Below are 22429 nucleotides of genomic sequence, written 5' to 3' on the forward strand. Positions count from 1 at the left end.
GGAATAACCGTAACTTCATCTGAGGGCGGGCAGAGTTACCGGGTATTCATATGCTGATGTTTCGAGAAAGCGCTTGATGCCTGTACAGAATAAACGGCTTATCCCCGCAGCTGTTCTTCCTTGGTGATAGTAGGATATCCGCAGTAACGATGCCCTATACGCACCTGCAAGCACACATTAGATGGCTATTTATCAAGCGCCTTGTGCACCTTAAGCTGCTTGCCTTTAATAGTTGTCGTCTTCATCGCTCCAAGCACGAGAGGGCCTTTTCCGTTCAAAATATCCACATACGTTGAGTTATCCTGTATGGTGATGATCCCGATATCTGCGGCACTCACCCCTTCAATCTTGGCAATCGTCCCGACAAAATCGACTGCCCGCAGCTTTTTCTTCTTGCCTCCGTTGAAGTACAGCTTCAGAATTTCCTGATTCAGCTGATCGCTCTTATGCTTCTTAAGAGGCGGTGCCGCCCGCAGCTTCGATTCAAAGTCAGCCATCCGCTTATTCACATTATCTCTGGAAGGAGCCTCGCTTCTGCGGATTTCGAATCCGATGTATCCCTCAATATCCGCAAGCAGCCGATCCTCGCTGGGCGTCACGAAGCTGATCGCCGTACCCGTCTTACCTGCTCGTCCCGTTCTTCCTGCCCGGTGCACGTAGCTTTCCTTCTCAACCGGCAGATCATAATTGATAACATGCGTAATATTCTCGATATCGATGCCTCTTGCTGCAACATCGGTTGCCACTAGATAACGGAACCTGCCCCGCCGAAAATCATTCATGACGCTGAACCGGTCATCCTGCTCCATACCGCCATGGATTTTGTTGCACGGATAATCCATCCGGTTTAACTGTCGATACACCTGATCGACCTGCTCCTGCGTCCGGCAAAAGATAATGCAGCTGTCCGGGTTCTCAGCAACCGTAAGGTCTCTGAGCAGATGAGGCTTGCCCTCTTCACGGACAAGGATAAGCCAGTGATCTATCTGCGCAGCCGCTTCCTCCGATTCAGGCATCTCAATATAAACAGGGTTACTCATATACCGATGGCACAGGCCCTCCACATCCTTCGGGAGAGTCGCCGAGAACAGCAGCGTTACCCGCTCCTCCGGAAGCTCGTGGATAATCGCACCGACCTGTTCGATGAATCCTTTGTTCAGCATCTCGTCCGCTTCATCAATAACAAGAAACTTCAGCCGCTCGATGTCGAGCGTACCCTTCTGAATATGATCAAACACACGCCCCGGTGTGCCGACAACCACATGGGTTTTCTGGTGCAGCTCGAGCTTCTGCCTGGCAAAAGGCTGCTTGCCGTACAAGGCCGCCGCTTTTATCCGTTTCAGCCTTCCGATATTCGTCATATCTTCCTTGACCTGATCGGCCAGCTCGCGCGTCGGCGTCAACACGAGCGCCTGCGGGCTGTTCTCCTCCCAATCGATCATTTCGCAGATCGGAATGCCGAACGCCGCCGTCTTGCCGCTGCCTGTACGGGATTTCACTACAAGATCCTTTTTCTCCAGCGCAACCGGAATGACTTCCGCTTGAACGTCAGTCGGCTGCTCATAACCGAGACTATCCAAAGCGCGGACGATCGGCTCGCTTAATTTATAGTGGCTAAAGCTTGCTTGACTCATGATTGGCTCCTCTATTCAGTAAATAAAATCGTTATTCCGCGTCCGATGTATCTTGAATTGTAGGACATAACAGGCAGATAAGCAATTTGCCCGCTTCTTGGCAGTAATGGACCAAACGCAAATAAGCAGACTTGGAAGGAGTGCCAAGTCTGCTTTGTTCGCCGCGCGCGTCCGCCGCTGGAGCAGCAGAGCTGCTTTTGATAGGATTATGCCGCTGTATCCGTGTCCTCTTTCGCCACTCCTGATTTCAGGAAAACCGGCACTGCCCGTTCGATATAGTGAACCACGAATAATGTGATCAGGAGCCCTAGAAGGGATCCGCATACCGATAACGGAATAGCCCATATGAAGGAGGATTGGACGAAGAACGGAACGAAGGAAACCGCCAGAATAGGGGGTGCGTTCCATTTGAACCGGTTAATCAGATAAATAACGATGACCGTATTGATTAATAAGGTAATAACGCCTGGATGCAAATAGACCAGAACCGTTCCGATCAGCGATGATAAAATAGCGCCGAATGCAACTTTTCCGAGCTGCGCCGCTGAGAAGGGGCGGGCAATAAAGAGCAGGCTGAATGCGCCAAGCGTCGGAAAAAACAAGGTGTGCAGGGAGGGAATTCGCGAGGAAACCCAGTAAATGCTCACTATGTATATGCAAATGGCGACCGTTCTTAAATTCATGTTTAAACCGTCCTCTTTTCGTACAAACCATGTATTCATAGTTACATATGCAGGTGCTATTTTAACCCCGTTCTCCTTGAGCGTCAATGCTAAATTCCTGCCTGCACAAGCAGTGCTCCCTTATTAACCGTAGTTCTGGATTCACAGGACCTGCGTAAAACATAATCTTACGAACTTAAGAAAAACAAGCAGACCGGATCGGCCTGCTTGTTTCTTGTTCGCTGTCCTGTTCGCTGTACGTTTTCATTTTTGCAGGAAGCTCATTATAGCTTGCGAGATTTCAGCACGGTTTGTCACCCTGCTTCATTAAGACCTCGGTTTATTTCCGGTTGTCCGCGTAAATCCCCATTGCATCCCGCATAAAGACCGCCAGACCTTCGCCGAATTTATCAATGTTCTTGGTGAAACGCACATCATCCACATACATTTGGCCAAGCCCTCTGAAGGCTTCCGGCGGGTAGCTGCCCATCTTATTGAGGAAATCATACCATTCCTTAATGGCCGCCTGCGCTTCTTCCGATGACGGAGAACCGCTCCGGAGCGCGGCAAGCTTCCTATAAATGTCATTCATTCCTGCAGCCATTTCGTCCTTCTCTTGTTTGGACATCCCGCCGACCTTGGCATTGGCCTGATCGACTGCTTGTTCGCCCCAGCGCTCCCTTGCCTCTTGTTCATAGGGGTTGCTGCTGAAATCGAAGCCTTCGAATTTCTCTTGTGCCGTCATTTGTATCTCTCCCTTCATATGTTGAACGGTCTTCTCAATCGTCGCGATCATTTTATCCAGACGACTGCGTTTCTCAAGCAGCAGCTTACGGTGCAGCTCGAGCGCCTCTTGGCGGTTAAACCCTGGACTGCCGACAATGTCTTTGATCTTCATAAGCGGAAATCCAAGTTCTCTAAAAAACAAAATCTGCTGCAGAAGCTCCAGATTAGCATCGGAGTAAATGCGGTAACCGGCTTCCGTTGTCTGGTCCGGGACTAAGAGTCCGATCTCATCGTAATGATGCAGTGTGCGCACACTGATCTGAGCCAAATCGGCCACTTCCTTTACTCGCATTGAATGTTGGCCCGCCTCCTTTCACCACTTACTATAAAGTATCACGAAACGTGAGAGTCAATAGGTAAAATCAATTGGTCTCAGGCCGCCGAGGAGAATATAGGGTACAAGAAAAGCAGCCTGTATGGGCTGCTTTGTCTGCATCAATTATAGGTTTACGTTGCAATATAATTCAAGCTCGTCACCAGGCAGCCGCGGATGCAACTAGGGCTGCATTGAATTAGGGGATCTTATTAATGCGCGGAAGCTGCGTTGTCGACATGCTTCACATAGTTCCGATTCAGCAGAATGAAGACGACCGCCAGAATAACAAATCCCGCACCGACAATAAACGGCACATGCGGGTTGTACCACTCCGACAGCTTGCCTGCAAGGTACGGGGCTACTGCCGCGCCAAGGAAACGGAGGAAGCTGTACGCTGCCGATGCGGTGGAACGTTCAACAGGAGCCGCATTCATAACCGCAGTTGTAATGAGCGTATTGTTATTTCCGAGCAGAGCTCCGGCAAAAATAACCGCTGCGATAATGACCCACTGCGTGGATGTCCAGATCCCCATGGCGAGCAGCACAAGGCCGAACAAGAAGAGCATCGCACACATCGATTTGACCGTACCGAATTTGCGCTGCAATTTAGGTGCCATGAAGACCGAGGTCAGAGCCAGCAGAACGCCCCAGCCCAAGAAAACATAACCCAAACCGTGCTCATCTAATCCCATAACGAACGGCGAGTATGCCATCAAAGTGATGAACCCGAAGTTGTAGAGACAAGCGCCGATACCGAGCACCAGGATGGAACGATGCTTCAGCGTGCGGAAAGGATCAAGCAGGGAGACTCTGGGTTTGCTTGCCGCAGCGGTCCTTGCACCCGGCAGGACAGGCGTTTTCTTGGCGGAAGGCATGAGAATGAGGAGTCCGATGAACGCGATAACCATCAGCCCCGCGACGCCCAGAAATGGACCTCTCCATGAGATGGAGCCAAGCTCGCCGCCAAGCAGCGGACCGACAGAGATGCCCACCCCGATAGCAGCTTCATATAAAATAATGGCTTTTGCCGTACCTGATTTAGAGAGGGTTACAATTGCAGTCAGCGAGGTCGCTACGAACAGGGCGTTGCCAAGCCCCCAGCCGCCTCGAAGTCCGATAAGCGGCCAAATTCCGTTCGAAGCGCCGCCAAGCGCCGCGAAAACCGCGATAATGACGATCCCCGTAAGCAGGGTGCCCTTCATGCCGAGCTTCGATGAGAGAACACCGGTAATGAGCATGGCTACCGCCATAACCGCATTGTAACTGGTGAATAATAACGTTACCTGACTTGCCGATGCGTTCAGCTTATGGGCGATCGCCGGCAGAATCGGATCAACCAGACCAAGTCCCATGAAGGCGATTATACAAGCGAATACGACAGCCCAGACAGCGCGCGGCTGTCTGAGCAGGGATGGGCTTTCCTGAGGCTTTGTTCCCGTTTTACCGGGGGCAGCCTGCGCTGCCTGCTGTTTGATTATTGTCGATGCCATTATTGCAGCTCCTTCTTTTCTTATTCATTTCATATCAAGAAAGATCACAAAAACGACCTGAACGTATGACGAATCACATCGCCTCTGCTAATAATTCCAACCAGCTTCCCGTCACGTTCGACCGGCAGCTTCTTGATTCGTTTGGTACCCAGAATCGCAGCTATATTCTCCGCTTCTTCGTCCCAGGTTACTTTCATTACTTTTCTCTGAGCGATCTCCAGCACATTCAAGTCCAGCAGCTCCCGGATTCGTTCGTCGAACTCCACGTCATCACCCTTAAACATGAAAGCAAAATAAATCGAGTCGACGATTTTATCTTCATGTTTACCGATGTACCGCATCACATCGCCGTCGCTTACATAAGCAACAATCTGGTTTTGGCCATTTACGACCGGCATTCCGCTGATATGATGCTTGATGAACAATTCAATAACGGCACGAACCGTATCGGTTTCTCTCACTTTATAAACCTCGCTGATCATAATTTCAGCTGCTTTCATCAACATCTCCACCCTTCATTTAGTTGTATAATGAAACTACTAATACTTGTATTATACAATCATGTACCGTATTGTCAATACATAGCTTTCACTACCCGCGGTGATTAGAAAAAATGATTTTGATATGCTACCATTGATAACATAAGGCCAGATGAGAGTCAGACCATCATTTTGAGGTGATCGATAATGAAAAAGCAGTCTATAGAAACGATTGAGCTTGAGCTTGCGATCATGGTACGCCGAATCACATCTGCAACCTCGGACAAAAAATATAGCAATTTAGACCGGTCCGCCTATTTATTGCTGTTTCATATCTCCACGCAGGGCTCAGCGGGTGTAAAGGCGTTGGCCGAAGAATTTCATCTGGATATCTCAACTGCCAGCAGACAAGCAGCTGCGCTTGAGCAGAAAGGCTATGTTTTCAAGACGCCTGATCCCCTCGATGGCCGTGCGTATTCCCTGCAGCTCACTGAGCTGGGCGCTCAAGAATTAGCTGCTTACAGGCAGGCTCGCTTCGAACGCATTACAACCATGCTCGGGGACTGGACGGATGAGGAAAGCCGGCAATTCGGTCAGCTCCTGCGCAAGTTCAACCGTTCGCTCAGGAGTTAGGCTGTAGGATACAAACCGGATTAATTCATAAGAGAGCCGCTGCCATTTTGATGATTTCAACCGTCTCTTGCATCGACCTGTGCGATTCGCTATAATCGTTCTAATCAAGACCGAAGGAGAGCGATCCCATGTATTCACGCATGAGCAGCCAACTTCATCATCACGATCAGCGTTAGCACACCTGAAATCATCAGGGTGGGCTAACGCTTCTCGCGTTGGCCTGCCTGCGGTATATCAAACGCGCAGGACCACTGGGTCTGGCGCGTTTTTTTGTTGTACCGATTCCAGAAAGGACGGATGAGCATGCAAAATGTTAAAGGAACCTACGATTATCTCGGCCCGGAGCAGGCGCTCCGGAAAAGCATTCAATCCACGCTCGAGGAATTGTTCGAGCTGTATGATTTTGACGGCATGGATACGACGATCTTGAATGAGCTGGAGCTCCTTACCTCCAAGTATGCGGGCGGCGATGAAATCATCAAGGAAATGTATCAGCTCAGCGATCAAGGGGAGCGCAGCCTGGCGCTCCGTTACGACTTAACCATTCCGTTTGCCAAAGTCATCGCACTCCACCCAGGCCTTGAATTTCCTTACAAACGCTACGAGATCGGCAAGGTTTTCCGCGATGGCCCTGTGAAGAGGGGACGGCTGCGGGAGTTTCTCCAATGTGATGTGGATGTTGTCGGAATCGGCGGCCCGGAGGCAGAAGCGGAGCTGATGCAACTGGCGGTTGAGGCGTTCCGCAAACTCGATATTCCAATTGTGCTGAAATGGAATAACCGGCGTTTTCTGGGCGAAGTGCTGGAGTCCCTCGGAATCCCGGCTGAAGAGACGTTATCCGTCATGCTCACCCTCGATAAGATCGCCAAGATCGGAGCCGCAGGGGTTCAAAATGAGCTTGCCGGCAAAGGCGTGAATCCTCAGGTTTCCGAGGCAGTCCTCGCCCTAATCGGGATGGAGAATCCCACTTTCGAGCAGATCACAGCCAGCTGCGGCATTCAGCACAAACCCGGAGCGTTAGAGGTTGTTGCGCTGCAGCAGCTTCTTCAGGCCACCTTGCTAGAGCAGACCTGTAGATTTGATCCCTTTCTCTCACGCGGGCTCTCTTTCTATACGGGTACGGTCTATGAAATCTTCGATGCTTCGGGGGTTCATCCATCCAGCTTAGGCGGCGGCGGGCGGTACGATAATATCATCGGCCAGCTGGTGGGAAGAGAAGATATGGCGTATCCCACCGTGGGGCTGTCCTTCGGGATGGAGCCGATCATGGAGCTGCTGCGCAATCGTTCAGGTTCCATGTCCGCGGCGGATACCTCTTCGAGCACCGTAGTGGTGATCCCTATTGGAGGGGATACGATTCCCGCTGTATTGAAGGCTGCAGTCAAACTGCGTGAGTGCGGCATCCGCACACGTACAGACATGAGCGGACGCAAGCTGCGTAAATCATTGGCCAGTATTGCGGCTAAAGGCATTCGTTATGCACTGTTGATCGGGGAGAGCGAAGCTGAGCTTGGACAGGTGCGCTTGAAGGATATGAAGGAAAAAACTGAATTCGCAGTCACCATTGATGAAGCTGCGGCTATCATTTCAAGGGAGACTCGCGGCGAAGCATAGATTTATTTCGAGGCACAATGAGCGGCTTCAATCGGGTTCGTTCCTATTTGACGAACCCGGTTTTCCTATTCTTTATCAATAGGCTTATGAATGCCATCTTCGTAAAAATCAAAGAAGAGCTGCTGCTGCGTTCCTCTTACTGCATAGAAAACATCGCATAACCGTTTCCCCCTGCGTCTTAGCTCGGACTCTAACCAATCCTTCGTGAGGCCGTTATGCTCCAAATTTGTTTCCATGAATGTTCCATCCATAATTAATTCAACGGGAAACGCCTGTGCGTTTGAATGAAGCTTCAAGTCCTTTTTGGCTACATATCGATATTCGTCCCATTGTAATACGGATACCATACCGTTATCTTCAAGCACGGCATATTCCACCTCCTCCATGTTGAAAATCCCTTTTTCCCTTATCGCTTGATCCAATGAATCCAGCGTATATCTTACCTTTTTCATATTATTTTCAAGAATTTTGCCGCCCTCAATGAGTACGGTGGGAGAGCCCGAGATCCAGCTTCTTAGTTTGCGGTTCTTCAAGGCAATGAGGGATAACGAAAAGGACGTCGCCGAAATGACAACGAGCGACAACAGCAAATAGGACCATTTCAGGTCCTCATTAAAAGCCAAGTTGGCAGCAATCGCCCCTATAGTAATGCCGGTCACAAAATCATGAAACGTCATATTGGAAATCGTCTGCTTACCGAGTATTTTCGCAATGAATAACAGCAGGATAATAGACAGAATGGCCCGAATTAGAATCTCCATATAAGCATGCATCCTTTGATCCCTCCTGACCTCTCATTATTTCCAAACCCGGTGGAAGTCAATCAGCTGACCGTTCAGCGGGATTGCCGCCGCTTGAAATCAGAGCCTATTTCAATGGGTTTGTGGTAGAGCTGACTTTTCCTGCCGACTGCAACGCCGTATGCCCCTTCCGAGAACCCGGCTGCGAATTCTGCAACCGTTTCTACCTGCTGCCCTGCTGCCTGCTCCATGGTTCCCGCGACATGCGGAGGTTTCAATCTTGCAGCGCAGCTGCAGCATTATATCGTCGTATTCAGGCGGTATGCCGCTGAATTCGACACTGTGTGCTTATATGCAAATAATTATGCGGAATCAAGATATCCATTCATGTCGGTAAGAGGCTGTTTTTGCAGATTTATTACCAATGTTTGAATGGGCTCTTACTTTCGCCCATGAGTGATTTTCTCCGAAATCAAGAGCCAAGGATTATGAACTGGCGGCTGCGCATAAACATGCTGATATCCTCTGATTTCAAGCGAATAGACTGCCCGTATTCACATATCCGGCAAATCAGATTATAGGTGACTTTATCCTTCTAAAGTTAACTGTTCTCAAGGAATCATCTGACTGTTTTAACTCCATATGCATGCATTTCCCCCCTTTATTTCACGTGAATATGACTGCATTTCAGGGCACTCAACCGTTGGTTGAATTTAGATATAAATCGTATATTTCCAGATTCAACTAATCGCTGATTGGTTTTAGACAAGTCCTATGTTACGTTAATAGCAGCAAATCGCGCGATTGCAAACCATAGCCAGGGAGGTAAGAGAAGATGGATGTGCGAAAAATCGGTGCATTAATATCGGAATTAAGAAGGAACAAAGACTATACGCAGGGTGAACTTGCTAACCTGCTGAAGGTGAGTCATCAAGCCGTATCGAAGTGGGAACGCGGTGAATCGCTGCCGGATATTGGGCTGCTGCCCGAATTGTCGAGCCTTCTTGGCATTACGATTGATGCCTTATTAAGCGGCGAAGCCGCAGGTAAAGAGCGGGATGGGAGACCAGCTAGTTTAGAGGTTGCCGCTGATTCGGAAGAGCATTACCCGGAATCACAACTGGAATTAACAGCTGATGATGCTGCCGATAACTCTGAACAGCGTACTATTTCTTGGGAGCATATTATTACTCTCGCGCCGTTCCTGCCTAGCGAGACCTTGGAAATGCTGGTTGAGACGCTCGAAGGCGAGACGGACTGGAGTTCCTTGTCTGCCTTGGCCCCATTCCTTGGCCGGGCTTCACTTGAGCGCTTGGTCGGCAAGGTTATCACTGGTTCTGTGGATGCGCGCCAGATTCTCGCCCTGGCTCCATTTCTGGGCAAAGAACCGCTCGATCAACTGGTCGATCATGCGCTGGACAATCTCGATTGGGAGGTTATTCAAGGTCTTTGTCCTTTCGTTGACCGGGCAACGCTATCGAAGCTGGTTCAGCAGGAGGCGCTTCACAATCCCGATGCGGGAGTGATCGCTGGGCTTGCCCCTTTTCTGGACCGGTCCGATCTTGCCATCCTGGTGAAACGAATTCAAAGCGGGCAGCTGGATCCGAAGCATCTATCCGCTCTCGCCCCTTTTCTGCCGCAAGAGCTGCTTCATGAGCTTGTTCTCCCTTTCAAAGCCGTTTAAAATGTAGACCACAAGACGAAAGCTGTCCAATCCGGGCAGCCTTTCGCCTTTGGAACAGAGATTGGGCATAATTACTCCAGCCGCTGCAGGATCAAAATCACCGCTTCAAGAGAAGTGGAATATCGACAAACCCTTGAGATTAAAGGATTTTTCCGAGATTTTCTAATGGAATCCCCCTTCATTCGACGGGCAAATACGACCTTTCTAAAAGAGGGTGAGTTGATTCAATCAAGCTTTACTGCTATATCAGCTCATCCGTCGACCTCCTCAATCGATCCAAAAATAAATCCACCGAGCTGCCGCCTCTCCCTCGCGCTTGTACTCCGATTAACTTTGTCAACTAGATCTGCATATAAATTCCAAGTCTGATCTGACAGCATCTCTGTGAACGCCATTGATGCCCCCATGCCTAACAATCTCTCAACGATCCGTGAGGGCAAGAGGCACAACGATTATCATTCTCTTATAGAGAAGCCACCTCATTCATCTTATAAACACCGCTTGTCGGAAATACAGTTGATTATGGTTAATCCCCATCAAGTTTCATCTCCCCCGAACGCTGATCTCTGCATGCGTTATACCTAGCATTCGATCATCCTCGCTGGAAGCCAAGCATACGCAGGTATGGCTTCTATCGGTTTGCCATACAAAATCGCGCACGCCTCCTTTCTAACGTAAAAGCCTCATCTCTAAGCTTGTTCCCTCCTCCCAAGCCGTGTAAGCGGGAAGTCTCGCCAGTCAGAACGGCCGTCCGATTGGGACGCCTTGCGTTTTGTAAGTGCAGTTTGAGCATAATCACTCCAATCACCAGAAGATGAATGGCGTCTGCCTCAGAAGACGGGTGGAATCGACAAAGCCTTGTGATTACTGGGTTTTTCTGAGCTTTTCCAGCCCAATACCGTCTGATTCGACGGGCAATTGCGACCTTCAAAAAAGAGGGTGAGTTGATTCAATCAAGCTTTACCGCTCAATCGGCTCATCTATCGGCATCCAAAAACGCTCCAAAATAATTGCATCGAAACAGCCGCCCCTCCCCTCTCCTTGCTGATTCCAGTTTAAAGGCACATGGAATCCGCTGAGGATATAAAAAAGAAGCCATCACCCTCGATGGCTCCTTGGCTTAACACTCTCTTACTGAACCGTAATGACAAAAGGGACAACGATAACCTTTCCCCTATATTGAAACTGTCCCCATACTTTATAGGTTCCGCTTGTCGGAAACGCGGTATGGAACATGACGCTCGAGCCTCTGCTCATTTCGCTGACTGCATGTACATGCAGGTATTGCTTCGCTTTGCTGTCCAGGATGACGCAGTGGCCGGAGGTGCCCAAATACGGCTCCAAGGGAATATCCTTCCCGGTCGCAGCATCCGTTAACCGAAAGTCCAGCATGGCCATCTGCCCTGCCCGGACTTCCTTTGCATCAGGCATCATCGACAAGGAGATGTTCACACCGTCTATGTTTCGTTCGAGATCGGTGTCTGGCGTCAGCTTCTTCGCCTGGGGCTTATCACCCTCAACCTTTATCCACTGTTTATACACCGTAAGCCCTTTATCGCCCGGCATAAATTCCGTTATCAATAGATAATCGCCGCCTGACGGAAATTTAAACTTCACCGTGAACTTGCCTTCTCCCTCATACTCTGGATGAACATGTGAAAATGACGACAGATCGCTGCTTACTATGATAAGATGCATCAGCTTGGTCATATCCTCCGTGAAGGAATTTACGGGTACGCCTGAAGGATCTGCAACTTCTAAAGTCAGCTGAGCTTCATTCTTGCTGCTCACCGCTGCTGAAGATGTCTTCACGCTCACCTTATAGCCCCGATCCGATACATTAGCCATCTGATCCTTCTGCAAATAATGAAGCAGCCCCTGTGTAGGCGGATGAATATCCACGTTATCCATGGTATGGCCGGAACAGCCGCTGACGATGATCAGAATGATTGTAAGCAGGAATACGATTGCGGCTTTTCTATTGTTCATGACACATTATTCCTTTGACTTGGAAATCGCGAGCAGACTTAGTCCAAGTGAAGCAAGGGCTGCTTCGATAATCGAGCCTGACCAGAGCTCGGTTGACCATCCAATACCGTCTGACAGCTGCATCCATGCATAATAGAAGCTCCACAACGCAGTAGGCACTGCAATCGCAACAACACGATAGGCCCAAATGCGCCCTTCATCTGGCTGCAGCCATCGATAGATAAGATCGCCCACTAAACCGGCCGCACATGCAATGATGATAGAGGGGTAATTGCTGAATCCGTCCAGCACACTCATGAGCGCAGTCAGTAAGGCGAACAGCAGCGTAATCGTGCCGAATGGAATTCTCCAGCGCTTCATCAGCAGAAATACGGGATACATGAAGACGAGCGTATTGAGCAGCAGGTACGTTAATCCGCGCACCTCATTATTTTGCGCGATATTCTCGTCATAGTACCGGTTCCAGTACCAGTCGATTACCGGTGCCGCGGGTAAATTGTAACGGAACATCCATGCATACATGAGGAAGAAGCTGACCGCACCTGCCGTAATGACAACTGAGAGGAAGGGGGGCGCAAACTCCCGCCAGCTTGGCGCTGTCATTGCGCGGTTGCTCCACCCAGCCCGAAATGGACTGGATAATATGAGCAGCGCGCCGATCAGAAGCATCAGATGCGTCGGACTCAGCAGCGCGTCCACATTCTGCTCGATACTGAAGATAATATGCCAGCCCATATCGCCGAGCCCGCCCAAGAGGAACACCGCGACCCCTATCAGTCCAAGCCCATAGCCGGTCGGTGCTGCTTGCACCCACGTTCCTCCCGATGTTTGCTTCGACTGATAGAGAAGCCATGCCATCCAGACTGCAGAGGCGAGAAATCCGGAGTACAAAATGGCATGCCACGGCGTAAAGAAGGTCTCCACTGCACCATGATTATGCGCAAAGCCATCAATGAAAACCCCGGCAATTAACCACATCCCAAACACAATCGTCATATAATGCTTGTTGGTCGTAATCGTTCGTTTCGAAGACATTGAAGCCGATAATTGAAGCATGTTCATTAAATGATACCTCCTGTCTTAGTGGTTGGTTCGACAACTCATTCAGGCTGTTTCATGCTGTCTGGCGTCAATGTGAAGAAGCTCTTCCTTGGACACATGAAGTGAAGGGCTCCCGACTTATAAATAATTGTACTATTGTCGTATGTTTCCAGCCACTGAATATATTGATATGTATTGGAATCGCTCCAAATGAATGACTCCGTCCTGAGTAATTGACCGGCCGAATAGAGAACGCTCAGTTTATTGAAAAAACAAAGCAGCTGACTCAATAAAGATAAAGGGGCTATTCTTACGTCATCTTTGATGACTTATATGAAAGCTCCGCCATCCATTGCTCTTCCCTACCTATCCGTGGAAAAAGAAATCTGTTAAGCCTTGGCCTATACTGGAATTCGTACAGTTAAAAAGAGTGCTCTCCGATTGAGAATACCTCTATACTGCAATCGATACAGTTAAATCGCCCCATATGAACCTTTTGGAGCTCAATCAAGCATTTATAACTGGAAATTTCCAGTATAGCACTCGATTGAACGTCTATAGCCCGAAATAACTGTAATAAACCAGTATAGATGCACATGCGTCTTGTGGTTGACTGCCAACACACATCGCCCCACGCGAAGCATATCGGCTATTTGGAGCCCGGCTATTTCTACGAGCAGCAGAAAAATATACGGGAGTATCGCCTGCCGAGTATCGGGGCGGCTTGAAGGAGTAAGTTCATATTTACTGCGACTCTGCATTTGGGTATGATTGCCATAAGCGATACTGTTATAAAGGAGGGCACACCTATGCCTAGAATGAAGATTCCCCGTTAAGCCCGCGGCCCGCCTCCTTCCTTCTCGCCGCGCACTGCGATAATGAGAATACGAAGGGGATGGATCAACGATAATGACGACGATAATGTGGCCTAGAGAAGTGAATTGGAAAGACCTTCGATTCGGTGTCGAAATCGAGTTTGTCGGCGGTCAGCCTGAACAGCTTGAGCTCCTGCCCGGCTGGGTGATGGCGCTGGATGAGCATCAGGTTGATTCCGCCGGAGCGCAGTCCGGCAGCGAGCTTAAGCCGCCTCCGATTCTATGGCGCGACCGCAAGCAGCTGCAGGTGATGCTGGATCGGCTGTCTGAGCAAGGGGCGGAGGCCAATTGGAGCTGCGGCCTGCATGTTCACGTAGGATTGGAGCCGTGGGGGCAGGATATCATCCTCCCGTTATTGGATGCCGCATTATGCTGCCAGGATGCATTACGCTCCCTGCTTCAGACAAGTGAACACCGGCTTCTATTCTGTCCGCCGGTTACGCCGGAGATGCGCAGCCGCTATATGGAGCAGCCATGTGCCGACGCCGTTCATAACAGCGGCCGCCCCCAGTCCCATCGATGCGGGATCAATACGGCAGCCTGGTTCGATATCGGCACCGTCGAGATCCGCTATGCCAACGGGTCGCTGAACTATGACGAAGTTCTGCGTACAGCAGAGCTATGCTTGCGTTTTGTCGCTGCGGTCGGCGCAGGGAGGCAGCTGTCCCCGGATCCGGAGCTGCTGGCCGCTCAACTCGGTGCCCCTGCCGGCGGCTACCCCTTCCCCGCTTCACCGCCGCAATGGTTCAAAGAACGGACCTGGCTCGAAGAAGCGCTCTTCCCGCTGCTGGCCCCGATTGCCGCAAGCTGCGTACCGAACGGCGAGATCCTGCACATTATCCCGACAGCAGAGGGATTGCTGGTGGGCATTGAGGATACGTCAGATGGCTCAATGAGCGAGCATAAACTGCAGCTGCCTTTAACCGGCTGGGGATTCACAGCAGGATAAGATACATCCAATACGCGCCGAATTTTGATGAGACCAGCATACGTCAAATAGCCATCCCCTGCAGGGACGGCTATTTGACGTTGTATTCAGTTCCGTGCAGCCCATGCTGCGCTTCCTCTCCCGCCCCGGCCAATCGTAAGCTCGGCTAACAGTACGGGCAAACCTACAGCCACTAAACAAACAATGAACAGCAGAAAAAATGCTGCACCGCCGTAAAGTCCGGTTATGTAAGGGAACTTAACCTACTGCGCTCCCGATCGCCGCGAGAATAAAGCCCGATGAGGAGAATCGTTCTTCTTTGCCTGAAGAATGATGCTGTGCTGAGTCTTAATGTGAATTCATGATCTCCTCCCAATACAGTCATTCCTATTAACGGATTACCTTCTTGGTATCCGCAGCAAGTCTATTATACAACGATTGGGGGACATCCCGGGCATGCGAATTATTTAAACTTATCAGGAAATTGCTTGATAATCCCAGTTGCAAGTGTATCGGACAGCTTGATAATATGTGATTCCCCTTCATCAAAAGCTGCAATGTCCGCATCCCAGTCCTTCTTGATCCGCGCTGCCGCATCGGCTGCAACCAGCTGCAAATGCACATCCAACAGATCCTTTAATTCTTTGGCGGACCAATTCGGATTAACGCCGCTTAGGAATTTCGCGATATCATCTGCGTTTTTATACCAGTCTTTATTGTATCGTTCTATATCTGCTTGATTGCCCTGCAGCGATGCGGCGATGATTTTACCGGCAATCAGAATATGTTCTCTCAGCAGCTCAGCCAGCTTATTGCCTGCCGCTTCCCCATAATAGGGCTTTATCGCATTTCCAATATCCTGCTGGTTTTTCAGAAGCCTTGCCAGCACTTTATCTTGATCTTCAAGGCCTGCTGCAGCGCTCACAATATAATTTCTCGTCCATAGCGCATGATCAATCCAGAGCTTTCTCAGATCCCACTGAAGCTGTGCCGCTGACTTACTCAGACATTGATGATGCCCATGCGAATGATCGACTGCCGCAGCCCCCGCTTTTGACGGTACGGCCAAGCTTAGTGTCAGGGTTATACAAAGCAGCATTACTTTCAAAAACCGATTTTTCAATTCTTTATTCTCCTTTATTTTCAGATTTCATCGCCTTATTTTGGACCATTTTACTCATTTCATACACTGGGCACGGGTTAAATAGCCTTTTTTTAATTATTCGGCTTATTTCATTTATATGGAGAAGTTCGTCCAAACCAAATCTATGAATCTCTAATAATCTATAGAATCTAGTATCTCAAGGAGTGATTCTATGGAGAACCCTAATGATCCGATTTCGATTACGATTCTTGGGAGCGGCGGCGGCGTTGCGAAAGCTTTCTTAGCTTTCCTTAATCATTCTGCTCAGGATGAGAGCGACCCCCTTATGTCCATCATCAGCAGAGCCAGACTCCATCTGGTGGATTACAGACAGAAAACGGAGGAATACTACTCACAGGTGTGTCCAGGCTTAATGCCGCAGATCACGCTCTATCAGCTGGATCTTGCACAGGTTGAAGATTTCGAAGCGCTCCTCGTCCTTACTGGAACCTCTCTTGTCGTTGATGTTTCCCTTGCCGGCACTATTGAAATGCATAGCTGCTGCGATCGCCTTGGCATCTCATATATGAATACCGCCCTGACCGATACCCTCGTTGATGAAGGGGAACAGAATTATGGATTTCCACCCATTGAACGGTACTTAAGATTAGAAGCCCACAAGGGCAGCTTCAACAACGCCAAAGCGATCATCGGCACGGGGATGAATCCGGGCGTTGTGCAGTGGATGGCCATTCATCTCATGGAGCTCAATCCGCAGGATAAGCCTTTAGCCTGTTATATCGTTGAGCATGATACATCCTTCTTGGCGGATCCGGGCAGCGTCGACCCAAACACACTATATACGACCTGGTCGACAGAAAGCTTCCTGGATGAGGCTGTCTCCTGCTATCCAATGTTCGTTCACCACCATATCCCGCTGTGCATGTATGAGCAGGTGTATGCCTCCGAATATAAGGTGAGCCTAGGCGATAAGCAGTTTTACGGCAGCCTTATGGCGCATGAAGAGGTTCTCACCTTAGGACATCTCTATGATATGGAGATTGGCTTTCTGTACCGCATCAACGAGCATACAACGGAGCTGATTCGCAGCAACCTAAACGATGCAAGCAAGCTGTGGGATCTGAACAGCCAGATTATCACGCCAGCCCGGCAAGAAGTATCAGGCGAAGATCTCGTCGGCGTCCTGCTCGTCTATGACGGTTATGAGACCTACATGTACAACACGGTAAAAAGCAGCGACACCTTCGTTCAGTACCAAACGAATGCGACTTACTTTCAGGTCGCCTGCGGCTTGTATGCTTCACTTGCCAGTTTGCTTCTCGACCCGATTCCGCCCGGGAGCTACTACGTTGACGAGCTGCTGCTTCAAACAGAAAGCCGGTATGAGCAATATTTGACCCGCCATATGAAGGACTTTGTTATCGGCCGGAATGAGACTTCGGACGGCCTGCTGTATCAGAGAAGAAGGCTTATGGATAAATAAATGGATATTAAAGGATTATTTTCTCATCTATAGGCAGCTTCAGCCGAGCAATTAACCCGCAATTACGGCGGGTTTTTTATTTTCCCCTAGATTCTCCAAAATTCCATAACAGTAGTCATTTAAATCTCACGGCATATGGAGTAGAATAGAAGCAAAGGGTTGGGACCCGATTACGTCATGCTCACAGCATGTTTCATTTCTTCACCCGGATTCACTATGTGAAAAATGTTACAAGTCTTAGGAGTGCATACTTCCCTGTTGGGACTGACACAATCAAGGGATGCAACTTACTTTTATCTCATTGCAAAGGAGGACGTTCTCTAATGTCACAAACATCTGTTCAACAAGAGGTAGCAGTAACTGCCGAAGAAACAAAGTCATTAGACGTGCTTGACCAGTTGATGAAACCGGATGTCCAACAATCTTTAACTGTATTGGTGGACAGCCTGCCGAAGCTGGCGGAAATGGTAACCCTGATGACGAAGGCATATGACTTCGCTCAAGGCATCGCAACTGACAAAGTGCTGATCAATGAATTTGCGCATGGTATCGGCGAATTCGTGAAGCCCGTTCAAGACAAAGCAAAAGGTATCGCAGCTGCGGCAATTGAAGCTGGCGAGCGCACGCAAGCAGACACAGGGGCTACAGTCGGCCTGTTCGCTATGCTTAAAATGCTGAAAGATCCAGAAGTCCAGAAGACACTTCGCTTTGCTCAAGCATTCCTGAATGTGCTGGCTGAACGCAAAAACGAAAAATAGATAACAACTTATGAAGTTGTGAGAAAGAATGGAGGATGGATATGTCGAAGCAAATTTTGATTCTGGGCGGCGGATACGGCGGAGTTCTTACCGCTCAAACTGCGCGCAAATATATGTCAGCATCGGATGCGAGCATTACGATCGTTAACCGTTTCCCGACACATCAAATTATTACTGAGCTGCATCGTCTTGCTGGTGGAACCATCGCGGAGAAAGCCGTTTCGCTTCCTCTTGCCAAGCTTGTCGGCAGCAATGATGTGAACATTATCGTGGATTCGGTCAAAGAAATTAAACCGAACGAGAAGAAAGTCGTTCTTGAGGGCGGAAGCGTTCAAAGCTACGATTATCTCGTCGTTGCTCTTGGCAGTGAAACGAATTACTTCGGTATCCCGGGTCTGGAAGAAAACAGCTTTGTGCTGAAATCGGTCGCTGATGCGAACCGTATTCGCGAGCATGTTGAAGCCCGCCTGGATGCTTATAAGAAATCAGGAAACAAAGCGGATGCAACCATCGTTGTGGGCGGCGGCGGCTTGACTGGCGTTGAGCTCGTTGGCGAATTTGCGGATAAGCTTCCTGAAGTTTGCCGCAGCAAAGGCATCGATTTCAACGATGTTTCCCTATACTGCGTGGAAGCAGCTCCTGCAGTTCTGCCTATCTTCCCTAAAGTGCTGATCGATCGCGCCGTGGAAAGCCTGTCGAAGCGAGGTGTTACCTTCATCACTGGCGTAGCGATTACAGAAGCAACTAAAACTTCCGTGACGCTTAAAGACGGCAATGTGATTAATTCCAGCACGATCATCTGGACTGGCGGCGTTAAAGGCAACCCGGTTGTCGGCAGCAGCGGCCTTGCAGAAGATCGCGGCCGCTCTACAGTTACTTCGACACTGCAATCGACTTCCCACCCTGAAGTATTCCTTGCCGGTGACTGTGCGGTTGTATTCCCAGAGGGAAGCGAACGTCCTTTCCCGCCAACAGCTCAGCTTGCTTGGCAAATGGGCGAAACGGTCGGCTACAATCTGTCCGTTCTGATCAAAGGCGGCGTTATGGATAAGTTCTCGCCGGTATTCTCAGGAACACTCGGCAGTCTGGGCCGCAAGGATGCAGTCGGTACAATCGGCGGAAGCGGCACACAGCTTAAAGGCTTGCCTGCAACGCTGATGAAAGAAGCAAGTAACGTTCGTTACCTGTCGCATATCCACGGTTTGTTCGCACTGGCGTACTAAACCGAATAGACATAATAAAGGGGGCCGATTGGCCCCCTTTTATTATGCCGCTTTTCTATTGACTCAGCGATGATACAGCCTGCCAGGCTTGATTCAAGTCGGCGATCAGATCCTGCGGATTCTCCATACCCACATACAGCCTCACGATCGTAGACGGACGTCCATCCGCTTCACTGCTGATGAATTGGTTAACCGTCACCAGACTTTCAAAGCCGCCCCAGCTCACCCCGATTTTAAAATATTTCAACCGGCTCGCCCATTCCTTCAGCTTCTCAACAGGTTCAGGAGAGACAAAGGAAAACAGACTGCTGCTGCCGGACATCTGACTCAGACCCAGCTCATACTGGGGATGAGAGGCCAGACCGGGATGGTTCACCCGGCTCACATAGGGTTGACTGCTCATAAATTCGGCCACCTGCAGCCCGCTTGCTTCATGTCTTTCCATGCGCAGGGGAAGTGTCCGCAGACCCTTGGACACAAGTGCTGCCGTCTGCGGCGTCATGAGTCCGCCAAACAGCATATATTCGGTATTGCAAAGCGGTTCCATTACCTTCTTGCAGCCCAGTACGACACCGCCGATACAATCACTGTGGCCGCCAATATATTTGGAAATCGAATGTACGACCAAATCTACGCCAAGCTTAAGCGGACTCTGATACAGAGGGGTTGCCCAGGTGTTGTCAATGATCGTTGCAGCCCCAATGCTCTTGGCGAGTTCCGCGCACTTACGGAGATTCTGTAATTCGAAGAACCCCGAAGTTGGGCTCTCCAGATAGAGCAGCTTCGTATTCGGACGGACCGCGGCGCTCCAATTCTCCATCTTGCTGCCATCAATGAAAGTTGTTTCTACGCCAAACTTAGTCATGTAAGAGCCAAGGAATTCTTTCGTCGGACCATAAGCCTGATTCACGCACACGACATGGTCTCCCTGCCCTACAACGGACAGGATCGCAGCAGTAATAGCGGCCATCCCCGAAGCGAAGCATTTGGCAATATCCGCTTCCTCCAGATCGGCGAGCTTTTGTTCCAGATAAGAGACCGTTGGATTGTTGCCGCGTGAATAAACATGATGGTGCATAAGATCTTTGGTCGCTTGCTCAAATTGAGCATAAGTTTCGAATGCAAACAGGCTGTTTTGGTAAACAGGCATATGAATGGCGCCGTGGTGTCTGGTATCGATGGGATCATAAGCCGCTGCCGTAAACTGCTCATCCCTTTTTGCTTTCTTTTCTGCATTCTTATTAAGCACGCTCATCCTTTTTCTGCTCCTTGTGTTAATCCTTCTACTATGAATCGCTGGGCAAAAGCAAATAAAAGGATTGTCGGTATAATAGACAAGACCGCGCCCGCCGACATCGCTCCCCAATCCACGTCAAACTTCAGAATGAAAGAGTTCATCGCAACCGGCAGCGTCTTTAGTGCATCGTTATCGATAAACATAACCGCCAGGAACAGTTCATTCCAGTTCTGTACGAACGCGAAGATGAAGGTAGAGGCGATCCCCGGGAGCATAACGGGCATAATGATCCGCAGCAGCGCCGTCCATCTCGAGCAGCCATCAATCATCGCCGCTTCCTCCAGGCTTGAAGGTATCCGCTGAAAGAACCCCCGCAGCATGATGGTACAGAAAGGAATCAGTGCAACCGTGTACATGATAACGAGCGATAAACGGTTATTAATCAGATGCATCTTGCTCATCATTAAATACAAAGGCGCGAGGGCAATGAAGCCCGGCAGCATCTGGGTCGCGAAGAACGCGAGCATGATCTGCCGATGCCCGCGGAAGGTGAACCGCGCCATCACGTAAGCGCTGAGCACCGCGATAACGATCACGATTATAGCGGATACAATCGCAATCAGCAGGCTGTTCCCGATATAAATGTGAAACTTGGATATTTTGAAAATATTGATGTAGTTTTGCAGCGTTGCATGCTCCGGCCAGTATTTAAGCGGGAAAGAGAAAATAGCCTTTTGCGGCTTTAATGATGTAATGATGATCCAGTAAAGTGGAAAGACCATCACGATCAGATGGAGCGCTAAGTAAATGATTTTGGATAGGCTCAAGAGACGCAGCTTCATCAGAAATCCCCCGCTTTCTCTGCTTTAGTAACTGCTAAGAAGAATATCGTATAGAGCAGCAGAAGGGCGATCATAATGATTCCGATAGCAGATGCAGAGCCGTAATCGCCGGCATAGATGATTTTATCCAGCATGAGCGAAGACAGAATATGTGTGCTGCCCGCTGGTCCGCCATTGGTCAAACCATAGATAATAGTAGGATCGTTAAATATCCAAATCGCCCGCAGCAGTGTAGTGGCGATGATTGTCGGCATGATATAAGGCAGGGTGACATTCAATAATTTACGCGTTGCACTTGCTCCGTCGATATCCGCCGCTTCATATAGTTCTGAAGGAACGGACTGCAGAGCCGCTAACAGCATGATGGCAAAGAAAGCGATTCCGTACCAGACATTAGCGATAATAACAGAAATCATGGCCCACTTGGGGTCAGAGAGAAATCCGATTCTTTCATGAATGATGCCTAAACGCAGCAGAATATCGTTGATAACGCCGATTTGAGAGTTGAACATCCATTTCCAGATCATCCCGATCAGAAAACCGGACAACGCCCAGGAATAGAAGATAAAACCTTGATAAACTCCCCGTCCTCTGAACGGTTTCTTGAGCAAAAGCGCAAGCGTCAAACCAAATAAAAATTGAAAAATAAGGGAGAAGAACACCCAATATCCGCTGTTCTGCAGAGCCTTGATGAATTTAGGATCTTGGAAAGCCGCCTTAAAGTTGGATAAACCCACGAAATGGACATTTCTCAGATCGAACAGCTTATAGTCCTGGAAAGCCATTACAATTCCCTTGATAAAGGGATAATACGTAAATACGAGCACCAGGAGCAGGGCGGGGATTAATCCCGTTAGTATAAACCTCTGATTCTTCATTACCACACCGCCTCGGAAAAAAATGATGATGG

At 49.4% G+C, this 22429-nt stretch carries 21 protein-coding genes and 1 pseudogene; 7 read left to right on the forward strand and 15 right to left on the reverse strand.

All coding sequences use genetic code 11. From position 1 onward, the window contains the following. Window positions 1–185: 185 nt before the first annotated feature. The 5 genes from ACFPYJ_RS26145 to ACFPYJ_RS26165 all read right to left on the reverse strand — a co-directional run bounded on the left by ACFPYJ_RS26145 (window position 186) and on the right by ACFPYJ_RS26165 (window position 5388). Window positions 186–1634, reverse strand: coding sequence for a DEAD/DEAH box helicase (locus tag ACFPYJ_RS26145; protein WP_379191179.1), 1449 nt, complete (start codon window positions 1632–1634; stop codon window positions 186–188). Between the two features lie 206 nt (window positions 1635–1840). Next, the gene (locus ACFPYJ_RS26150; protein WP_379191180.1) at window positions 1841–2317 is read right to left on the reverse strand and encodes an HPP family protein; all 477 of its coding nucleotides are present in this window, start codon (window positions 2315–2317) and stop codon (window positions 1841–1843) included. Window positions 2318–2636: 319 nt separating this feature from the next. Further along, window positions 2637–3374 carry a MerR family transcriptional regulator gene (locus ACFPYJ_RS26155; protein WP_379191181.1) on the reverse strand — a complete coding sequence of 246 codons (738 nt, stop codon included), beginning with the start codon at window positions 3372–3374 and terminating at the stop codon, window positions 2637–2639. A gap of 233 nt (window positions 3375–3607) precedes the next feature. Continuing rightward, a complete protein-coding gene (locus ACFPYJ_RS26160) occupies window positions 3608–4888 on the reverse strand; it encodes an MFS transporter (RefSeq protein WP_379191182.1) in 1281 nt (426 codons plus the stop codon). 44 nt (window positions 4889–4932) lie between these two features. Beyond that, window positions 4933–5388: a CBS domain-containing protein gene (locus ACFPYJ_RS26165; protein WP_379191183.1), complete on the reverse strand. Its 456-nt coding sequence runs from the start codon at window positions 5386–5388 to the stop codon at window positions 4933–4935. A 186-nt stretch (window positions 5389–5574) separates the two neighbouring features. On the opposite strand from ACFPYJ_RS26165, the gene ACFPYJ_RS26170 reads away from it, so the two are divergent. Together ACFPYJ_RS26170 and ACFPYJ_RS26175 are read left to right on the forward strand one after the other, a co-directional pair. Beyond that, a complete protein-coding gene (locus ACFPYJ_RS26170) occupies window positions 5575–6000 on the forward strand; it encodes a MarR family winged helix-turn-helix transcriptional regulator (RefSeq protein WP_379191184.1) in 426 nt (141 codons plus the stop codon). A gap of 303 nt (window positions 6001–6303) precedes the next feature. Beyond that, window positions 6304–7614 (forward strand): histidine--tRNA ligase, encoded by a 1311-nt coding sequence (locus ACFPYJ_RS26175; RefSeq protein WP_379191185.1) that lies wholly within the window; start codon window positions 6304–6306, stop codon window positions 7612–7614. 65 nt (window positions 7615–7679) lie between these two features. On the opposite strand, the gene ACFPYJ_RS26180 is transcribed toward ACFPYJ_RS26175, so the two are convergent. Both ACFPYJ_RS26180 and ACFPYJ_RS26185 read right to left on the reverse strand, forming a co-directional pair. Beyond that, window positions 7680–8387 (reverse strand): DUF421 domain-containing protein, encoded by a 708-nt coding sequence (locus ACFPYJ_RS26180; RefSeq protein WP_379191186.1) that lies wholly within the window; start codon window positions 8385–8387, stop codon window positions 7680–7682. A 62-nt stretch (window positions 8388–8449) separates the two neighbouring features. After that, on the reverse strand, window positions 8450–8632 hold the full coding sequence (locus ACFPYJ_RS26185) for a hypothetical protein (protein ID WP_379191187.1): 183 nt from the start codon (window positions 8630–8632) through the stop codon (window positions 8450–8452). Between the two features lie 557 nt (window positions 8633–9189). Between ACFPYJ_RS26185 and ACFPYJ_RS26190 the strand changes: the two genes are divergently transcribed. Next, window positions 9190–10038, forward strand: a complete 849-nt coding sequence (locus ACFPYJ_RS26190; RefSeq protein ID WP_379191188.1) for a helix-turn-helix transcriptional regulator — start codon at window positions 9190–9192, stop codon at window positions 10036–10038. A gap of 251 nt (window positions 10039–10289) precedes the next feature. On the opposite strand, the gene ACFPYJ_RS26195 is transcribed toward ACFPYJ_RS26190, so the two are convergent. From ACFPYJ_RS26195 to ACFPYJ_RS26205, 3 genes are all read right to left on the reverse strand, one after another. After that, window positions 10290–10445 carry a hypothetical protein gene (locus tag ACFPYJ_RS26195; protein ID WP_379191189.1) on the reverse strand — a complete coding sequence of 52 codons (156 nt, stop codon included), beginning with the start codon at window positions 10443–10445 and terminating at the stop codon, window positions 10290–10292. 724 nt (window positions 10446–11169) lie between these two features. Beyond that, window positions 11170–12027 (reverse strand): hypothetical protein, encoded by an 858-nt coding sequence (locus ACFPYJ_RS26200; protein WP_379191190.1) that lies wholly within the window; start codon window positions 12025–12027, stop codon window positions 11170–11172. 6 nt (window positions 12028–12033) lie between these two features. Then, window positions 12034–13089 (reverse strand): hypothetical protein, encoded by a 1056-nt coding sequence (locus ACFPYJ_RS26205; RefSeq protein ID WP_379191191.1) that lies wholly within the window; start codon window positions 13087–13089, stop codon window positions 12034–12036. 888 nt (window positions 13090–13977) lie between these two features. On the opposite strand from ACFPYJ_RS26205, the gene ACFPYJ_RS26210 reads away from it, so the two are divergent. Further along, complete coding sequence (locus ACFPYJ_RS26210) at window positions 13978–14892, forward strand: amidoligase family protein (RefSeq protein ID WP_379191192.1); 915 nt, start codon at window positions 13978–13980, stop codon at window positions 14890–14892. Between the two features lie 104 nt (window positions 14893–14996). On the opposite strand, the pseudogene ACFPYJ_RS26215 reads toward ACFPYJ_RS26210, so the two are convergent. Continuing rightward, window positions 14997–15195, reverse strand: a pseudogene (locus ACFPYJ_RS26215) (sodium-dependent transporter); the annotation flags it as partial. A gap of 139 nt (window positions 15196–15334) precedes the next feature. Continuing rightward, window positions 15335–15994 carry a glycosyltransferase gene (locus tag ACFPYJ_RS26220; RefSeq protein ID WP_379191193.1) on the reverse strand — a complete coding sequence of 220 codons (660 nt, stop codon included), beginning with the start codon at window positions 15992–15994 and terminating at the stop codon, window positions 15335–15337. Between the two features lie 193 nt (window positions 15995–16187). Here ACFPYJ_RS26220 and ACFPYJ_RS26225 point away from each other — a divergent pair, with 193 nt between their 5' ends. The 3 genes from ACFPYJ_RS26225 to ACFPYJ_RS26235 all read left to right on the forward strand — a co-directional run bounded on the left by ACFPYJ_RS26225 (window position 16188) and on the right by ACFPYJ_RS26235 (window position 19440). After that, on the forward strand, window positions 16188–17459 hold the full coding sequence (locus ACFPYJ_RS26225) for an S-adenosylmethionine decarboxylase related protein (RefSeq protein ID WP_379191194.1): 1272 nt from the start codon (window positions 16188–16190) through the stop codon (window positions 17457–17459). 323 nt (window positions 17460–17782) lie between these two features. Continuing rightward, window positions 17783–18217 carry a helical membrane plugin domain-containing protein gene (locus tag ACFPYJ_RS26230; RefSeq protein ID WP_379191195.1) on the forward strand — a complete coding sequence of 145 codons (435 nt, stop codon included), beginning with the start codon at window positions 17783–17785 and terminating at the stop codon, window positions 18215–18217. 41 nt (window positions 18218–18258) lie between these two features. Further along, window positions 18259–19440, forward strand: a complete 1182-nt coding sequence (locus tag ACFPYJ_RS26235) for an NAD(P)/FAD-dependent oxidoreductase (RefSeq protein ID WP_379191196.1) — start codon at window positions 18259–18261, stop codon at window positions 19438–19440. 55 nt (window positions 19441–19495) lie between these two features. Here the strand turns inward: ACFPYJ_RS26235 and ACFPYJ_RS26240 are convergent, their stop codons facing one another. From ACFPYJ_RS26240 to ACFPYJ_RS26250, 3 genes are read right to left on the reverse strand one after another with little or no spacing between them, the layout of a single operon-like run. Beyond that, window positions 19496–20695, reverse strand: a complete 1200-nt coding sequence (locus ACFPYJ_RS26240; RefSeq protein ID WP_379191197.1) for a trans-sulfuration enzyme family protein — start codon at window positions 20693–20695, stop codon at window positions 19496–19498. Continuing rightward, window positions 20692–21519: a carbohydrate ABC transporter permease gene (locus tag ACFPYJ_RS26245; RefSeq protein WP_379191198.1), complete on the reverse strand. Its 828-nt coding sequence runs from the start codon at window positions 21517–21519 to the stop codon at window positions 20692–20694. Before ACFPYJ_RS26245 ends, ACFPYJ_RS26240 begins: the two co-directional genes overlap by 4 nt. After that, the gene (locus ACFPYJ_RS26250; RefSeq protein ID WP_379191199.1) at window positions 21519–22397 is read right to left on the reverse strand and encodes a carbohydrate ABC transporter permease; all 879 of its coding nucleotides are present in this window, start codon (window positions 22395–22397) and stop codon (window positions 21519–21521) included. Before ACFPYJ_RS26250 ends, ACFPYJ_RS26245 begins: the two co-directional genes overlap by 1 nt. Window positions 22398–22429 lie beyond the last annotated feature (32 nt).

It is taken from the genome of Paenibacillus solisilvae (genome assembly GCF_042656405.1).
Lineage (GTDB): Bacteria > Bacillota > Bacilli > Paenibacillales > Paenibacillaceae > Paenibacillus_Z > Paenibacillus_Z solisilvae.

Coding starts and splice junctions, on each gene's coding strand:
- ACFPYJ_RS26145 (WP_379191179.1), bottom strand. CDS start 1,634: ATGAGTCAAGCAAGCTTTAGCCACTATAAATTAAGCGAGCCGATCGTC.
- ACFPYJ_RS26150 (WP_379191180.1), bottom strand. CDS start 2,317: ATGAATTTAAGAACGGTCGCCATTTGCATATACATAGTGAGCATTTAC.
- ACFPYJ_RS26155 (WP_379191181.1), bottom strand. CDS start 3,374: ATGCGAGTAAAGGAAGTGGCCGATTTGGCTCAGATCAGTGTGCGCACA.
- ACFPYJ_RS26160 (WP_379191182.1), bottom strand. CDS start 4,888: ATGGCATCGACAATAATCAAACAGCAGGCAGCGCAGGCTGCCCCCGGT.
- ACFPYJ_RS26165 (WP_379191183.1), bottom strand. CDS start 5,388: ATGAAAGCAGCTGAAATTATGATCAGCGAGGTTTATAAAGTGAGAGAA.
- ACFPYJ_RS26170 (WP_379191184.1), top strand. CDS start 5,575: ATGAAAAAGCAGTCTATAGAAACGATTGAGCTTGAGCTTGCGATCATG.
- ACFPYJ_RS26175 (WP_379191185.1), top strand. CDS start 6,304: ATGCAAAATGTTAAAGGAACCTACGATTATCTCGGCCCGGAGCAGGCG.
- ACFPYJ_RS26180 (WP_379191186.1), bottom strand. CDS start 8,387: ATGCATGCTTATATGGAGATTCTAATTCGGGCCATTCTGTCTATTATC.
- ACFPYJ_RS26190 (WP_379191188.1), top strand. CDS start 9,190: ATGGATGTGCGAAAAATCGGTGCATTAATATCGGAATTAAGAAGGAAC.
- ACFPYJ_RS26195 (WP_379191189.1), bottom strand. CDS start 10,445: ATGGGGGCATCAATGGCGTTCACAGAGATGCTGTCAGATCAGACTTGG.
- ACFPYJ_RS26200 (WP_379191190.1), bottom strand. CDS start 12,027: ATGAACAATAGAAAAGCCGCAATCGTATTCCTGCTTACAATCATTCTG.
- ACFPYJ_RS26205 (WP_379191191.1), bottom strand. CDS start 13,089: ATGAACATGCTTCAATTATCGGCTTCAATGTCTTCGAAACGAACGATT.
- ACFPYJ_RS26210 (WP_379191192.1), top strand. CDS start 13,978: ATGACGACGATAATGTGGCCTAGAGAAGTGAATTGGAAAGACCTTCGA.
- ACFPYJ_RS26225 (WP_379191194.1), top strand. CDS start 16,188: ATGGAGAACCCTAATGATCCGATTTCGATTACGATTCTTGGGAGCGGC.
- ACFPYJ_RS26230 (WP_379191195.1), top strand. CDS start 17,783: ATGTCACAAACATCTGTTCAACAAGAGGTAGCAGTAACTGCCGAAGAA.
- ACFPYJ_RS26235 (WP_379191196.1), top strand. CDS start 18,259: ATGTCGAAGCAAATTTTGATTCTGGGCGGCGGATACGGCGGAGTTCTT.
- ACFPYJ_RS26240 (WP_379191197.1), bottom strand. CDS start 20,695: ATGAGCGTGCTTAATAAGAATGCAGAAAAGAAAGCAAAAAGGGATGAG.
- ACFPYJ_RS26245 (WP_379191198.1), bottom strand. CDS start 21,519: ATGAAGCTGCGTCTCTTGAGCCTATCCAAAATCATTTACTTAGCGCTC.
- ACFPYJ_RS26250 (WP_379191199.1), bottom strand. CDS start 22,397: ATGAAGAATCAGAGGTTTATACTAACGGGATTAATCCCCGCCCTGCTC.